The sequence below is a fragment of the Rathayibacter sp. AY2B5 genome, assembly GCF_002931645.1.
In the GTDB taxonomy this organism is placed as follows: Bacteria; Actinomycetota; Actinomycetes; order Actinomycetales; family Microbacteriaceae; genus Rathayibacter.
This window is the reverse complement of sequence record NZ_PSUE01000015.1, coordinates 44,385-57,594: the sequence shown is the minus strand read 5'-3', so window position 1 is coordinate 57,594 and position 13,210 is coordinate 44,385. Positions and strand designations below refer to the sequence as shown.

Here is a 13,210-nt window from a genome sequence, read left to right as displayed (position 1 = left end):
CGGGGTTCGACGATCTCGAGACAGATGAGAGAGGCTCCGAAACGGCGGCGGAACGACTATCCGCCTCACTCCGAGGTCGCCCTGTTCTGCCGCAAGAGAGATGATTGATCGACAGGTGAGGCGCAGAGCCGTCTCCCGCTTGTGTTCCTTCTCTCTCCTGGCGGATCGATCGGGCCGTGAGTCCGGCCGGATGAGGCGCTCCGGTGTCGGCTGCCCGGATGCGTCTCCCCGCTCGCTTTCCCGCCCGAGGAACCCCTACAAGGCCGATCGGAGGATGGCCTCTACGGCCTTCGTGATTCCGTCACCAGGCGCGCACGGGCAGGACCGCCTCCCGAGGGCGTCCTCCTCGTTCAGGTGCAGCGTCTCCGTCGACTGCACGGCCTCGTCGTGATCCGACTGATCGGCCTCACCTCGGCCGGGCGCGGGCTCGTTCGCGGATCCCCGGCGGCGAGAGGAGGATCGCCGGCGCATCCGCAGTCGCTCATCGACCCATCAGGACGTCCGCTCCGTTCCGGCTCCTCCGACGCTGCCGTCGCGTCGTCCGACCTCGGCGCCGGAGCGGCGGCGACGGGCGCCGCTCCGATGGGACTCGGGTCGGGTCCGGTGAGCGGGCGCGTTCCGCCTCCGGCGCAGTCGGGTGCGGGAGGATGATCGGATGGACGACACGGCGGTACGGCGGCTCCTCGAGGGGCTCGCGGGGGCGGAGGCGAGCTTCCCGTTCGGCCCGGGCACGCGGGTGTGGAAGGTCGCCGGGAAGGTCTTCGCGCTCGAGTCGGAGCGCTTCGAGCGCCCCGTCGTGAGCGTCAAGGCGCTGCCCGAGAACGTGGTGCACCTCGTCGCGGGGGTCGAGGGCATCGAGCCCGGGTACCACCTGAACAAGAAGCACTGGGTGACCGTCGATGCGGGCGGGGCGGTGGAGTCCGGGCTGGTGCTGGAGCTGATCGAGGAGTCCCACGCGATCGTCGTCGCCGGACTGCCCAAGCGGCTCCGGCTCGCCCTCGGCGGCACCGCCGCCGGCTCGCTGAACGAGGACCGCTGAACGACGCCCGCCCGGCGCCGCCCTGCCGCAGCGCCCCCGCCGCGGCAGAGGCTCGCGGGGCGCGGCCTACAGGCCGTAGGAGCGGAGGTACGCGGCGGTGTCGTGCCAGCCCTCGACGGCGAAGCACTCGACGCCCATCGCCTTGACGGGGTAGTCGTTGCCGTCCGGGTCGAGGCGGTCGCCGACGAAGATCATGTCGTCGAGAGGGATGCCCGTCAGCTCGGTGAGCTTGTTCATCCCGTACGCCTTGTCGATGCCCTTGCGGGTGATGTCGACCGACGTCGAGCCGCCGGAGCGCACCTCGAGGTCGGGGAGCACGGCCTGCACGGCCTCGCGGAGGGTGTTCTTCTTCTCGCCGTCCGGGTCCCAGGCCTGCTTGACCTCGACGGGCGCGGACTGGCCGAGGGCCGAGAAGGTGATCTGCGAGTCGCGGTCCTCGAGGATCGGGCCCCAGGTCTCGGACTCCCAGTAGCCGAGCTCCTTCGCCTTCTCCTCGACGGCGGCGAGCGCGCGCGACTTCTCGTCCTCGGTGAGGTTCTCGGCGTAGATCTGCGCCCAGTCGCCGTTCTCGTACCGGTAGTACTGCGTGCCGCAGGTGGGCATGAGGTGCAGCTTCGCGAGGACCTCGGGGTCGGCGCCCTCGAGGCGGTCGAGCACCTGCATCCGGAACTGGCCGATCTGGCCGCCCGAGATGATGCACACCTCGGTGGCCTGGAGCAGCTTCACGAAGAGGTCGGCCATCGCCGGGTCGACGGGGGACTTCGAGGCGGCGAGGGTGTCGTCGAGGTCGAAGGCCATCAGGCGGGGCAGGGTGCTCATGGAACTCGTTTCACGGTCTGCGGACGGGGCGGTAACGAGGATACGGGGCGCCGCCGGAACGCGCTCGCGGTCGGCGCGAGCGGGCTCCGAGCGCAGACTGGGGGCATGACCGCCGCCACAGCGACCGACGGAGGACGCCGCTCCCTCCCGCGCACTCTCGCCCGCATCCTCCTGGGCCTGCTGCTCGTCACGGCCGGCACGGCGCACCTGACGGTCGCGCGTCAGGCCTTCCAGGCGCAGGTCCCGCCGTGGCTGCCGGCCGACCCGGACCTGGTGGTCGTCGCGTCGGGCGTCGTCGAGATCGCGCTCGGGCTCGCGCTCGTCGTGCTCGTGCGGTGGCGCGTGATCGTGGGAGTCGTGGTGGCGGCGTTCTTCGTCGCGGTCTTCCCGGGGAACATCTCGCAGCTGGTGACGCGGACGCCGGCGTTCGGCCTCGAGACGGACGCGGCGCGCGCGGTGCGGCTCGTCTTCCAGCCCCTGCTGGTGGTCTGGGCGCTCTGGTCGACCGGGGCGTTCTCGGCCTGGCGGGCCCGCCGGTCGCGACGCCGCGGGGACTGAGCCGCCGGTCCGCGGCCCGATCGTCCCGCGATCCTCCGGAACGGCGAACGGCGGCCGGCGGGAGACCCCGCCGACCGCCGCCCGTGCCCTGCTCGGCTAGGCCGCGAGGCGGCGTCGCGCGACGACCAGCGCGAGACCCGACAGCAGCAGCACGAGGGCTCCGCCGATCAGGCCGGCCGCGTCGGCGCCGGTGTTCGCGAGCGAGCCCGGGCCGGAGCCTCCCGCGACGGGGGCCGCCGTGGTGGTGGGGTGCGGCGACGGAGCTGTGGTGGGCTGCTCCGTCGGGGTGCCGGGCTCGGTCGGCGCCGGGGTGACCGGGACCTCGGCGGCGGGCTCCGTCGTCAGCGACCAGTTGGGGTCGTAGAAGTCGGCCTGGTCGATCACGCCGCGGGCGGTCGACCAGTCGATGAGAAGCTGGCGGATCTCGAGACGCTCGTCGTAGACGAGCGGTGCCTGCGCGACGGCCGGGTAGGCGCCTCCGCCGCTCTGGCGGTAGTTGTTGACCGCCATCACGAAGCGATCGTCGTCGGCGACCGGGGTGCCGTCGGCGTGGGCGAGACCGCGGATCCGCGAGCCGGCGGGCTGGGAGACGTCGATCACGTAGTCCAGGCCCGAGATCGCGTCGTAGTTGTAGTCCGGGATGCCGTCGGGGCGGTCCTCGGTCGTCGCGTTGGTGCCGGTCTCGGGGTCGAACACGGCGCCCTCGGCGGTCTGCACGAAGTAGCGGGCCGAGAACTCGAGGTAGTCGCGCACCTCGGCTCCGGTCAGCTCCACTCCGCGGAGGGTGTTCTCGTAGATGTACAGGCCCGCGATGTCGCGGATGCTGACCTGCCCCTTCGGGAAGACGGCGGTGCGCGAGAACGGCGACGCCTGCGAGATCACCGGCAGGTCGGCCCACTCGGTGCCCTCGAGCGCCGACTCGACGGTCTCGGCCTGGACGGTGTTGATGAAGTCGATGATCGGGGTGTCCTCGTAGCGCGAGGTCGCGGCCGAGAGCTCCTCGACCGAGTCGGCGACGGGGGTGTTCACGTACTCGATCGTGGCGGCGTGCTGCTCGGCGAGGGCGTCGACCAGTGCGGGCGACTCCTCGGCGATGTCCTTCGCGTAGACGGGCTGCGTGACGGGTGCGTTCCCGGCCGACCAGTCGACCTCGAGGCCGCCCGCGGCGTCCGGCACCAGGTTCAGGGTGACCTCGGTGAGGCCCTGCGCCCAGAACTCGGGCTGGGTGACCAGCACCTGCTCGCCGGCGACGTTGGTGAACAGCGTCTGCGGCAGGTCCTTGTGGCTGTGGCCGGCGACGACCACGTCGATGCCGGGGACCTGCGTCGCGATGTTGTTGACGACGTCCTCGTTGAGGTCGGCGGCGTCGTACTCGGCGTCCGGGACCGTGCCCTGGCCGGTGTGCGCGAGGACGACGACCACGTCCGCCTGCTCCTGCACGATCGGGACCCACTGCTTCGCGGCGGCGACCATGTCCTGGAACTCGAGGACGCCGTCGACGTACTGCTTGTCCCAGACGCGGACGCCGGGGGTGACGAGGCCGAGGACGCCGACGGTGACCGTCTTCCCGTCGATCTCGCGCTCGATCAGCGTGTAGGGGTCGTGGTACGGCTTGCCGGTGGCGACGTCGACGACGTTCGCGCCCAGCAGCGGGGCGTTCAGGTCGCCCTCGTACGCGCTGAGCATGTCGAGCCCGTAGTTGTACTCGTGGTTGCCGACGACCTGCGCGTCGTAGCCGATGGTGTTGAACGCGGTGGCCATCGGGTGCGTCGTCTCGCCGGAGAGGACGCCCGCGGCGCCGTCGCCGAGGCCGTAGTAGTAGGTGAGTGGCGTGCCCTGGATCGCGTCGCCGTTGTCCATGACGAGCACGGACTCCTCGCCCTTCTCGGCGCGGAGGCGGTCGACCTCGGTCGCGACGCGGGTGAGGCCGAGCGCACCGTCGGCCGGGTACGGCGCGTTCGCGAAGTAGTCCCAGTCGTAGACGTGCCCGTGCGTGTCGGTCGTCGACACCAGGGTGAGCTCGACGCCGTCGTCGAGAGGGGCGGCCGAGGCGATCGGAGCGGCGGTGGCGGCTCCGAGTGCGACGACGGCGAGGAGGCTTGCGGCGCGGAGTCTGCGCATCGTGGTCCTGTTCGCGTGATGAGTGGAGTGTGAACGTCCTCGACGTCTATGCGCCGCGTGTGAACTGCGCATGACGGGATCGAGAGCATTGCTCGGCGATGCGTCGGCGGGACCGACGCGGAGCCGGGGGGAGTCCGCGGGGCCGGCCCGCGGCGAAAGAGTCCGCCGGGTCGACCCCGAGCGCAGGAGCCGTCCTCCGGCCCCTCCGCTAGAATCGAGCGGCTGGTCGCGCGGAGGCGGCACGACTGCCGCGCCGCACCCGCCCACCCCCGCCCCTCCCGTCGAGAAGGACACGCCATGCCAGCAATCGTCATCACCGGCGCCCAGTGGGGCGACGAGGGCAAGGGACGCGCCACCGACCTCCTCGGCAGCCGCGTCGACTACGTCGTGAAGTTCAACGGCGGCAACAACGCCGGGCACACCGTCGTGGTGGGCGACGAGAAGTACGCCCTGCACCTGCTCCCCTCCGGCATCCTCACCCCGGGCGTCGTCCCGGTCATCGCGAACGGCGTCGTCGTCGACATCGAGGTGCTGTTCCACGAGCTCGAGGCGCTGAGCGCCCGCGGCGTCGACGTGTCGAAGCTGCTCGTCAGCGCCAACGCGCACGTCATCACCAGCTACCACCGCACCCTCGACAAGGTGACGGAGCGCTTCCTCGGCAAGCGCCAGATCGGCACCACCGGCCGCGGCATCGGCCCGGCGTACGCCGACAAGATCAACCGCGTCGGCATCCGCATCCAGGACCTCTTCGACGAGAACATCCTCCGCCAGAAGGTCGAGGGCGCCCTCGACCAGAAGAACCACCTGCTGGTGAAGGTCTACAACCGCCGCGCGATCCTGGTCGAGCAGGTGCTGGAGGACCTGCTGCAGTACACCGAGCGCCTGCGCCCGATGGTCGCCGACACGTCGCTGATCCTCTCGCAGGCGCTCGACGCCGGCAGGACGGTGCTGTTCGAGGCCGGCCAGGCCACGATGCTCGACGTCGACCACGGCACCTACCCGTTCGTCACCTCCTCCAACGCGACCTCGGGAGGAGCGGCCACCGGCTCCGGAGTCGCACCGAACCGCATCGACCGCGTCATCGCGGTCATCAAGGCGTACACGACCCGCGTCGGCGCCGGCCCGTTCCCGACCGAGCTCTTCGACGAGTGGGGCGAGTACCTCCGCCGGCAGGGCTTCGAGTTCGGCACCACGACCGGCCGCCCGCGCCGCTGCGGCTGGTACGACGCCCCGATCGCCCGCTTCTCGGCGCGGATCAACGGGGTCACCGACTTCGTCCTCACCAAGCTCGACGTGCTCTCGGGCCTCGAGACCATCCCCGTCTGCGTCGCCTACGACGTCGACGGCGTGCGCCACGACGAGGTCCCGGTCTCGCAGAGCGACTTCCACCACGCGAAGCCGATCTACGAGGAGTTCCCCGGCTGGCAGGAGGACATCTCCGGCTGCCGCGAGTTCTCGGACCTGCCGCAGACCGCGCAGGACTACGTGCGCGCGCTCGAGGCGATGAGCGGCGCCCGGTTCTCGGCGATCGGCGTCGGCCCGGAGCGCGAGCAGGTCGTCGTGCTGCACGACCTGCTCGACTAGAGGCGGCGAGGAGCCGGGCCGGGCAGCCCTCTCGGAGGCGGCCGACGTGGTCACAACGGAGGAAGAACCTCGGTGACCTCGCGGAGTGACGCGGATCCCCGGCCCTCTCGACTAATCCTTCCTGCGGTGTGGACACGACCGCCGCCGAGCGCGCCGGATAATCGGCGCATGCAGATCTACGCCGACCTCCCGGCCGTCCGCGCGCGGCAGATCCTGGCCGACGCCCTCGCTCTCGGCGTGGCCGTCGTGGCGATCGCCGCGGGGATCGCGGTCGGCTCGCTGATCGCCTGCCTGGCCGAGATCGGCCGGCGGCTCGAGAGCGCCGGCAGCGGCTTCGGCTCGACCATGAGCGACGCCGGGACCACCCTCGGCGGCATCCCCCTGCTCGGCGACGCCGTGCGCGCGCCGTTCGACGAGGCGAGCGGGGCCGGCTCCGTGCTCGCCGCCGCCGGACGCGACCAGCAGCAGCTCGCGAGCGCCCTGGCCGTGGTCGCCGGGCTCGCCGTCGGGGGTCTCCCGCTCCTGCTCCTGGCCGTGCTCTGGCTCCGGCCCCGGCTCCGCTTCGCCCGCCGGACCGCCGAGCTGCGCGCCCTCGGCTCGACCGGCGGCGGAACCGAGCTGCTGGCCCTGCGCGCGCTCACCCAGGCGTCCCCCCGCGACATCCTCGCCGCGCACCCGGAGGCCGCCGCGGGCTGGAGGACCGGCGACCCCGCCGTCACCGCCGCGCTGGCGGCCCTCGCCCTCCGCCGGGCGGGACTCCGGCCCCGCTGACCCCGCAGGACCATCGCGGGTCCGCCGGAGGGATGATGCCGCGAGCCACTGCGGACGACGCCGGCGACACGGGTGCCTCCGTAGCGTCGAGGACATGCAGAACCAGACCTCCTCCGTCGTGGCGCGCGTCGAGGGCGTGCGCAAGCTCTACGGCAGCACGCCGCCCGTCGTCGCCCTCGACGACGTCACGCTCTCGATCGAGCGGGGCGAGTTCACCGCGGTGATGGGCCCCAGCGGATCCGGCAAGTCGACGCTCATGCACGTCCTCGCCGGCCTCGACACCGCCTCCTCCGGCCGCGTGTTCCTCGGGGACGCCGAGATCACCTCGATGAGCGACGCCGAACTGACCGTGCTCCGCCGCCGCAGCGTCGGCTTCGTCTTCCAGGCCTTCAACCTCGTCCCCACGCTCGACGTGCGCGGCAACATCCGCCTCCCGTTCGAGCTCGACGGCCGCTCCGTGACCGGCGACGAGGAGCAGTGGATCGCCCGGCTGATCGAGTCCCTCGGGCTCCGCGAGCGCCTCACGCACCGGCCCCACGAGCTCTCGGGCGGGCAGCAGCAGCGTGTGGCGATCGCCCGCGCCCTCGCCACCCGGCCGCAGCTGATCTTCGCCGACGAGCCCACCGGCAACCTGGACTCGCGCACCGGCCGCGAGGTCCTCAGCCTCCTCCGGGCCTCCACCCGCGAGTACGGCCAGTCGATCGCCATGGTCACCCACGACCCGATCGCGGCGGCCTACGCCGACCGCATCGTCTTCCTCCGCGACGGGGCCGTCGTCGACGACCGCCGCGGGATGAGCGCCGAGGAGATCTCGCGCGCGATGCTCACGATGGAGGGCGCGGCGTGAGCGGCGTGCGCACGGGCTCGAGCCAGGGCGGGGGCGCCATCGTCACCGTCGCCGCACTCGCCGCGGCGTTCGGCGCCGTGCTGGTGCAGGTCATCGCCGACATGGTCGCGGCCTTCGCGGCAGCGGGGATCGACGGCATCGGCCAGGTCGCCCTCATGCTCGGGATGGTCGGCGCCGTCTTCTTCGGCATCGCGGTGTTCGTGGGCGGGATCGTCACGGCCAATGCGGTCTCGACCGTCATCGCCGGGCGCACCCGCGAGATCGCCCTGCTCCGCCTGCTCGGCGCCTCCGGCCGGTCGCTGCGCAGCGGGATCGTCCGCACGGGCCTCCTGCAGGGGCTCCTCGGAGCGGCGATCGGCCTGGTCGCCGGCGTCGCTCTCGTGGCGCTCGCCGCGGAGCTCGCCATCCGGAGCGGCACCCTGCCCCGCTTCGACTACCCGCTCGTCTCGCCCGGCCTCGTGCTGCCGCTGATCGCCGTGGTCGCCTCGACGGTCATCGCCTCGTGGTCCGGATCGCGCCGCGTGCTCGCGGTCGCGCCGTCGCAGGCCGCCGGATCCTCCGCCGAGCCCCGCTACGAGGAGCTGCGCGGCCGCACCGCCCGCAACGTCACGGCGATCGTCTTCGTCGTGGTCGGCGCGCTGCTGCTCGCCGCCGGTGTCGTCCTCGGGCTCGCCAACCCCGGCGGCGTCCTCCTCGGGCTGGTCGGAGGCATGGCGTCCTTCACCGGCGTGATCCTCGGGGCGCCCGTCCTGCTCCCTCCGCTCACGGCCCTCGTGGGCCGCGCCTTCGGCCGGGGCCCCGTCGCCCGCCTGGCGTCCGCCAACGCCGTCCGCAATCCGGCGCGCAGCGCCCGCGCCGTCATCGGACTGGTCATCGGAGTGTCGCTGGTCACGATGTTCGCGGTCGCCGCCGCCACCTTCGGCACGATCATGGAGCGCTCGGGTGAGACGAACCCCGAGGTGATCGCGGCGTTCGAGCAGTTCATCCAGGTGAGCACCGCGGTGATGAGCGTCCTGCTCGGCTTCTCGGTCGTCCTGGCCGCCGTCGGGATGGTCAACACGCTGTCGCTCAGCGTGCTGCAGCGCCGGCGCGAGCTGGGCCTGCTCCGCGCGCTCGGCTTCACCGGCTCGCAGGTGCGGTCGATGGTGGTGCTCGAGGCGGCGCAGATGATCATCGCTGCCGCGGTGCTCGGCATCGTGCTCGGGATCGTCTACGGCTGGTGCGGCGCGATCTCGGTGTTCGGCTCGCTGCCGGGCATCGGACTGATCCCGCCGACCGTCCCGGTGCCGATCCTGGTGGCGGTGCTCGTGGTCGGTGTCGTGATCACGGTCGTCTCGGCCGTGCTGCCCGCCCGCCGCGCCACGAAGGTGTCACCGGTCGCCGCTCTCGCCGTGGCCTGAGAGCCGGCACCACGCCGAACCCGCGGCCTGAGGATCGGCGCCCTCACACCACCGAGAACCCCGCGGCGAGGGGCTCCCGCCCGCTCAGCGCGAGCAGGAGCTCCTCGCCGCGTCCGGCTCGAGCGGCCAGCCCGCCGGTCAGCGCGCAGCACGCCTCGACGGCCTCGGCGGGCAGCACGTGCGGGATCCCGGTGGCCCGCGAGAGGTCGAGCGTGTGCACGACCAGCTCGAGCAGCCGGGTCCGGAGGTACTCGTCCAGCTCGATCGCGTGGCCGCCCACGGCGACGAGGCGGCCGGGACGCTGGGCGGCGACCAGCTCGACCGCGCGGCCCGCCGCCTCCGCCAGCGCCTGAGCCGGCCTGTCGCCGAGCAGCAGCCCCGCCTCGACCCCGCGCCGCGCCACCGCCGCGGGGTCGGCGACGTTCCCGGCCAGCGCGTCGTAGTAGTCGAGCGCGTCCTCGATGGTCGGCTCGGGCGGCTCCGGAGCGAGGAGGTACGCCTCGACCGTCAGCACCGCCCGCGACGCGTGGCCCGCGAGGCCGCGGACGTCCCAGACGCCGAGCCCCGGCTGCTCCCACTGGTCGTCCCGCACCTGCGCGAGCAGGCCGACGAGGGCGGCGGCGGCGGACTCGAACAGCGCGGCGGTGCTCATGGAGCCATGCTGGCACGGTGCCCCACACTGATCGCATGAGCAGCCCCCGCCGCCCCGGTCCCGTCACGCTCGTCGGCCGCTCGATCGTCCTCGAGCCGCTCGCCGTCGAGCACGTCGAGCCGCTCGGGCGGGCGATCGGACGTCCGGAGGTGTTCGCCGGCGGCTACGGAGGAGGACCGTCCGGCCTCCCCGGCACCCCGGAGGAGTTCCGCGCCTTCGTCGACCGCTACTACCCCTGGGGCACGGGCCTGCCATTCGCCGTGCTGCAGGAGGGGCGCGTCGTCGGCACGACCTCGCTGGCTGACTTCGACGAGACGCGCGAGGCGGCCCACCTCGGCTGGACGGCCTACGCGCCCGAGACGTGGGGCACCGTCGTGAACCCGGAGGCGAAGCGGCTGGTGCTCGGACTCGCCTTCGACAGCGGCTACGAGCGGGTGAAGCTCCAGGCGGATGCGGTGAACGCGCGCTCGCGGGCCGCGATCCTCCGCCTCGGCGCCGTGTTCGAGGGGGTGCTCCGCCACGACCAGCGGCGGGCCGACGGCTCGTGGCGCGACACGGCCGTCCACTCGATCCTCGCGGCCGAGTGGCCGGCCGTCCGCGACGCGCTCGACCGCCGGATCGACGCGGCGCTAGCGCTCCCCGCCTCGACCGCGCAACCGCTGACCGGGCGGCCGCCCGAGGAGTAGGAAGGAGGCATGGAACGCATCCACTACGCCGGCAGCTCCGTGCTGACGGGTACCGCCATCGCGCGGTCGCTGCTGGCCTACGCGGAGGCGCTGGCGCTCACCAAGGGGTCGATCACGGTCGACATCCCGATCCGCCAGGAGTCCGGCCGGCCCGGACGGGCGGCGCTGCTGATCGGACCGGCGAGCCAGCTGTTCTCGGAGTCCGAGGACGACGGAGCCGAGGAGCTGCTCGACGAGGAGCTCGTCGAGCGCTTCACCCGCGAGACGGCCCGCCTGGGCGTCTCACACCCCGTGGCCGAGGAGGACGGCGGCGCCGGGCCCCTCTCCGCCGTCGACACCGAGATCCCGCACTTCCACGGCGAGGACGACTCCTGGTGAGCATCCGGGGCGCCGGTAGGATCGACACTCACGACTCCGCCCGACCCTTCGCGGACGGGCGACTTCCCGAACGGAGAACCGCCTGATGGGGCGACTGATCTACGACTCGACCCTCGAGGCCGACTTCGACGACCGTCTGCTGGCGCACCTGCAGATCGTGATCGGCTCGAAGCTCGCGCGCAACGAGTCCTTCTACTTCTCGTGGAAGGACTCGCAGGCGGTCGGCGACGGACGCACCTCGATCTGGCTGCACCCCGCCATCCCGCTGCGCTTCAAGTACCACGGCGGCCGTGCCCCGAACATCAACCCGGACTGGATCCGCCAGCTGCTCGCCGACTCGCACACGGCGCACGGGCTGCGGATCAGCGAGGAGCCCCACGGGACCGCCCGTCAGAGCGAGGAGAGCATGCTGTGAAGCGCGTCGAGATCATCTACGGCGGAGCGCCGTTCAGCCTGAGCGAGACGTCGGCCGCGGAGGTGCGCGAGAGCATCGACCGCGCCCTGGACGGCTCCGCGTCGCGCTGGATCACGGTGAACCAGGGCGAGGGCGAGCCCCGCGAGACCTCGATCCTGATCACGCCGGGCGTGGCGTTCTCGGTCGCCGACGTCGCGCACTGAGGTCGACGCCGCGGTCACGGTGACCGCCGCCTCTCACGCCGCCGGCTCGGTCCGGGGCGCTCGCACCGCCGGCCCGCCTCGGAACGACTGCCGTCCTCAGCGCACCCGCCCCGCTCAGCCCGCCAGCACGCGCGGGAACTCCCCCGGGATCTCGCTCGCGAGGTACCCGGCCGGGCCGATCCGTGCGGAGAGGCGCGTGTCAGCCTCCGTGTGCAGGAACGCGCCCCACGCGGCCGCGCCCATCGGAGCGACGCCGCGCCCGCGCAGGCCCGCCGTCGCTCCGGCGAGCACGTCGCCGCTGCCCGCGGTGGCCAGCCCGGGGTGCTCGCCCTCGATCCGCACCGCGTCGCCGTCGGGCGAGGCGATCGTGTTGAACAGGCTCACCACCGCGCCGTAGCGCTCGGCGACAGCGAGGGCGGCCCGCTCGACGTCGTCGACCTCCTCGCCGAGGAGGCGGGACGCCTCCTCCGAGTTCGGGGTCAGCAGGAGCCGGCCCGCGAGCCTCCGCGCGATACCGCGCTGCCCGGGCAGGACCCCGAGCGGGAAGGCGTCGAGGTGCACAGCCGGCACGTCGTCGAGGAGCGGAGCGAGGAAACGGAGGGTCGCGGCGGTCGCGCGCGGGTCGTCCAGGCCGGGTCCGATCAGGGCGACGTCGGCGGAGGAGAGCTCGCCGGCGAGGTCGTCGAGCCCGCGGCCCGAGACGGAGCCGGTCCGCGTCTCCGCGAGCGGGACCACTCCGCACTCGGGCAGCGCGACCGCGGTGGCCGACGCGACCGACTCGGCGACGCAGAGCGTGATGCGACCCGCGCCGGTCCGCAGCGCGGCGATCCCCGCGAGGATCGCGGCGCCGGGCGTCTTGCGGGCGCCGCCGACGACGACCACGTCGCCGCGGGAGTGCTTCGAGCCTCCGGGCTCCGGGAGGGGCCAGCGCTGCTCGAGCAGGGCGCGGGAGACGAGGTCACTCATGAGGGTCTCCTTCTCCGGCTGCGCGGTCGTCGTGCCGGGTGACGGGTGCGCCGGAGCGCTCGAGGTGGGACGTGCGGTTGAAGAGCTCGAGGCGCCACGCGTCGCCGTCGCGGACGAGACGGGTGACGGAGCCGTTGGCGACGGGCGTCGAAGCGCCGATGTCGAGCAGCTCGTGCTCGGAGAGGCCCTCGAGGACGTAGCGGACGACGAGGACGACCGCGTCGTGGCAGAAGAGGATCGCCGGCCCGGGAGGCGCGGCGACGGCGAGGTGGTCGACGAAGGCGCGGACGCGGAGCGCGAGGTCCGTCCAGGCCTCGCCTCCCGGCGGCCGGTAGTAGAACTTGCCGAGCCACTCGCGCCGCGCCGCCTCCTCGGGCATCCGGGCCCGCACGCCGGCGGAGGTGAGGCGGTCGGTGACGCCGAGGTCGCGGTCGCGCAGGCGCTCGTCGGGGCGCAGCCGCAGGTCGATGCCGGCCTCGCCGAGGGCGAGACGCGCGGTCGCGGAGGCGCGGCGGTAGGGCGACGTCCAGGCGGAGGCGGGCCGCGCCTCCTCGGCCAGCCAGCGGCCGAGCGCGCGGGCCTGCTCCTCGCCGGCGGGGGAGAGCTCGACGTCGGGGTCGCGGCGGTCGACGGCGATCTCGTGCGCCCCCGAGGCCTCGGCGGCGCTCGCCGCGATGTTGGCGAGGCTCTCGCCGTGACGGACGAGGAGGAGCTCGGTCGGGCCGGTGGAGGAGGCGGGCATGGCTCCACGCTCCGCCTCGCGGGCCGGAG

At 73.2% G+C, this 13,210-nt stretch carries 15 protein-coding genes; 10 read left to right on the top strand and 5 right to left on the bottom strand.

The features are described from left to right. Window positions 1-655 precede the first annotated feature (655 nt). Window positions 656-1,039, top strand: a complete 384-nt coding sequence (locus C5C30_RS10905) for an MmcQ/YjbR family DNA-binding protein (RefSeq protein WP_104222787.1) — start codon at window positions 656-658, stop codon at window positions 1,037-1,039. Between the two features lie 66 nt (window positions 1,040-1,105). Here the strand turns inward: C5C30_RS10905 and C5C30_RS10900 are convergent, their stop codons facing one another. Then, window positions 1,106-1,858: an HAD-IIB family hydrolase gene (locus tag C5C30_RS10900; protein ID WP_104222786.1), complete on the bottom strand. Its 753-nt coding sequence runs from the start codon at window positions 1,856-1,858 to the stop codon at window positions 1,106-1,108. A gap of 105 nt (window positions 1,859-1,963) precedes the next feature. Between C5C30_RS10900 and C5C30_RS10895 the strand changes: the two genes are divergently transcribed. Beyond that, entirely contained in the window at window positions 1,964-2,416 is a 453-nt protein-coding gene (locus C5C30_RS10895; RefSeq protein WP_104247486.1) for a DoxX family membrane protein, read from the top strand. A gap of 96 nt (window positions 2,417-2,512) precedes the next feature. On the opposite strand, the gene C5C30_RS10890 is transcribed toward C5C30_RS10895, so the two are convergent. Continuing rightward, the gene (locus tag C5C30_RS10890) at window positions 2,513-4,537 is read right to left on the bottom strand and encodes a bifunctional UDP-sugar hydrolase/5'-nucleotidase (protein WP_104247485.1); all 2,025 of its coding nucleotides are present in this window, start codon (window positions 4,535-4,537) and stop codon (window positions 2,513-2,515) included. A 297-nt stretch (window positions 4,538-4,834) separates the two neighbouring features. Between C5C30_RS10890 and C5C30_RS10885 the strand changes: the two genes are divergently transcribed. The 4 genes from C5C30_RS10885 (at window position 4,835) to C5C30_RS10870 (ending at window position 9,139) form a co-directional block, all read left to right on the top strand. Further along, window positions 4,835-6,121, top strand: a complete 1,287-nt coding sequence (locus C5C30_RS10885) for an adenylosuccinate synthase (RefSeq protein WP_104333712.1) — start codon at window positions 4,835-4,837, stop codon at window positions 6,119-6,121. 168 nt (window positions 6,122-6,289) lie between these two features. After that, a complete protein-coding gene (locus tag C5C30_RS10880; RefSeq protein WP_104333711.1) occupies window positions 6,290-6,892 on the top strand; it encodes a hypothetical protein in 603 nt (200 codons plus the stop codon). A 94-nt stretch (window positions 6,893-6,986) separates the two neighbouring features. Continuing rightward, window positions 6,987-7,739, top strand: coding sequence for an ABC transporter ATP-binding protein (locus C5C30_RS10875; protein ID WP_104222781.1), 753 nt, complete (start codon window positions 6,987-6,989; stop codon window positions 7,737-7,739). Continuing rightward, the gene (locus C5C30_RS10870; protein WP_258063296.1) at window positions 7,736-9,139 is read left to right on the top strand and encodes an FtsX-like permease family protein; all 1,404 of its coding nucleotides are present in this window, start codon (window positions 7,736-7,738) and stop codon (window positions 9,137-9,139) included. Before C5C30_RS10875 ends, C5C30_RS10870 begins: the two co-directional genes overlap by 4 nt. 43 nt (window positions 9,140-9,182) lie before the next feature. Here C5C30_RS10870 and C5C30_RS10865 read toward each other — a convergent pair whose 3' ends face one another. Beyond that, on the bottom strand, window positions 9,183-9,791 hold the full coding sequence (locus C5C30_RS10865) for a maleylpyruvate isomerase N-terminal domain-containing protein (RefSeq protein WP_104333710.1): 609 nt from the start codon (window positions 9,789-9,791) through the stop codon (window positions 9,183-9,185). 35 nt (window positions 9,792-9,826) lie between these two features. On the opposite strand from C5C30_RS10865, the gene C5C30_RS10860 reads away from it, so the two are divergent. From C5C30_RS10860 to C5C30_RS10845, 4 genes are all read left to right on the top strand, one after another. After that, window positions 9,827-10,477 (top strand): GNAT family N-acetyltransferase, encoded by a 651-nt coding sequence (locus C5C30_RS10860; protein WP_104295555.1) that lies wholly within the window; start codon window positions 9,827-9,829, stop codon window positions 10,475-10,477. 9 nt (window positions 10,478-10,486) lie between these two features. Continuing rightward, on the top strand, window positions 10,487-10,855 hold the full coding sequence (locus tag C5C30_RS10855) for a hypothetical protein (protein ID WP_104222777.1): 369 nt from the start codon (window positions 10,487-10,489) through the stop codon (window positions 10,853-10,855). An 85-nt stretch (window positions 10,856-10,940) separates the two neighbouring features. Further along, window positions 10,941-11,270, top strand: a complete 330-nt coding sequence (locus C5C30_RS10850) for an ATP-dependent DNA ligase (protein WP_104222776.1) — start codon at window positions 10,941-10,943, stop codon at window positions 11,268-11,270. Next, window positions 11,267-11,473 (top strand): hypothetical protein, encoded by a 207-nt coding sequence (locus tag C5C30_RS10845; protein ID WP_104222775.1) that lies wholly within the window; start codon window positions 11,267-11,269, stop codon window positions 11,471-11,473. The genes C5C30_RS10850 and C5C30_RS10845 overlap by 4 nt, the downstream gene beginning before the upstream one ends. A gap of 114 nt (window positions 11,474-11,587) precedes the next feature. On the opposite strand, the gene C5C30_RS10840 is transcribed toward C5C30_RS10845, so the two are convergent. Next, window positions 11,588-12,439 (bottom strand): ADP/ATP-dependent (S)-NAD(P)H-hydrate dehydratase, encoded by an 852-nt coding sequence (locus C5C30_RS10840; RefSeq protein ID WP_104333709.1) that lies wholly within the window; start codon window positions 12,437-12,439, stop codon window positions 11,588-11,590. After that, a complete protein-coding gene (locus tag C5C30_RS10835; protein ID WP_104262625.1) occupies window positions 12,432-13,181 on the bottom strand; it encodes a histidine phosphatase family protein in 750 nt (249 codons plus the stop codon). Before C5C30_RS10835 ends, C5C30_RS10840 begins: the two co-directional genes overlap by 8 nt. Between the last annotated feature and the right edge of the window lie 29 nt (window positions 13,182-13,210).

Excerpts from the sequence above, each read along its gene's own strand:
- C5C30_RS10840 (WP_104333709.1), bottom strand. The coding sequence starts at position 12,439 with ATGAGTGACCTCGTCTCCCGCGCCCTGCTCGAGCAGCGCTGGCCCCTC.
- C5C30_RS10890 (WP_104247485.1), bottom strand. The coding sequence starts at position 4,537 with ATGCGCAGACTCCGCGCCGCAAGCCTCCTCGCCGTCGTCGCACTCGGA.
- C5C30_RS10855 (WP_104222777.1), top strand. The coding sequence starts at position 10,487 with ATGGAACGCATCCACTACGCCGGCAGCTCCGTGCTGACGGGTACCGCC.
- C5C30_RS10885 (WP_104333712.1), top strand. The coding sequence starts at position 4,835 with ATGCCAGCAATCGTCATCACCGGCGCCCAGTGGGGCGACGAGGGCAAG.
- C5C30_RS10850 (WP_104222776.1), top strand. The coding sequence starts at position 10,941 with ATGGGGCGACTGATCTACGACTCGACCCTCGAGGCCGACTTCGACGAC.
- C5C30_RS10895 (WP_104247486.1), top strand. The coding sequence starts at position 1,964 with ATGACCGCCGCCACAGCGACCGACGGAGGACGCCGCTCCCTCCCGCGC.
- C5C30_RS10860 (WP_104295555.1), top strand. The coding sequence starts at position 9,827 with ATGAGCAGCCCCCGCCGCCCCGGTCCCGTCACGCTCGTCGGCCGCTCG.
- C5C30_RS10875 (WP_104222781.1), top strand. The coding sequence starts at position 6,987 with ATGCAGAACCAGACCTCCTCCGTCGTGGCGCGCGTCGAGGGCGTGCGC.
- C5C30_RS10835 (WP_104262625.1), bottom strand. The coding sequence starts at position 13,181 with ATGCCCGCCTCCTCCACCGGCCCGACCGAGCTCCTCCTCGTCCGTCAC.
- C5C30_RS10880 (WP_104333711.1), top strand. The coding sequence starts at position 6,290 with ATGCAGATCTACGCCGACCTCCCGGCCGTCCGCGCGCGGCAGATCCTG.
- C5C30_RS10905 (WP_104222787.1), top strand. The coding sequence starts at position 656 with ATGGACGACACGGCGGTACGGCGGCTCCTCGAGGGGCTCGCGGGGGCG.
- C5C30_RS10865 (WP_104333710.1), bottom strand. The coding sequence starts at position 9,791 with ATGAGCACCGCCGCGCTGTTCGAGTCCGCCGCCGCCGCCCTCGTCGGC.
- C5C30_RS10900 (WP_104222786.1), bottom strand. The coding sequence starts at position 1,858 with ATGAGCACCCTGCCCCGCCTGATGGCCTTCGACCTCGACGACACCCTC.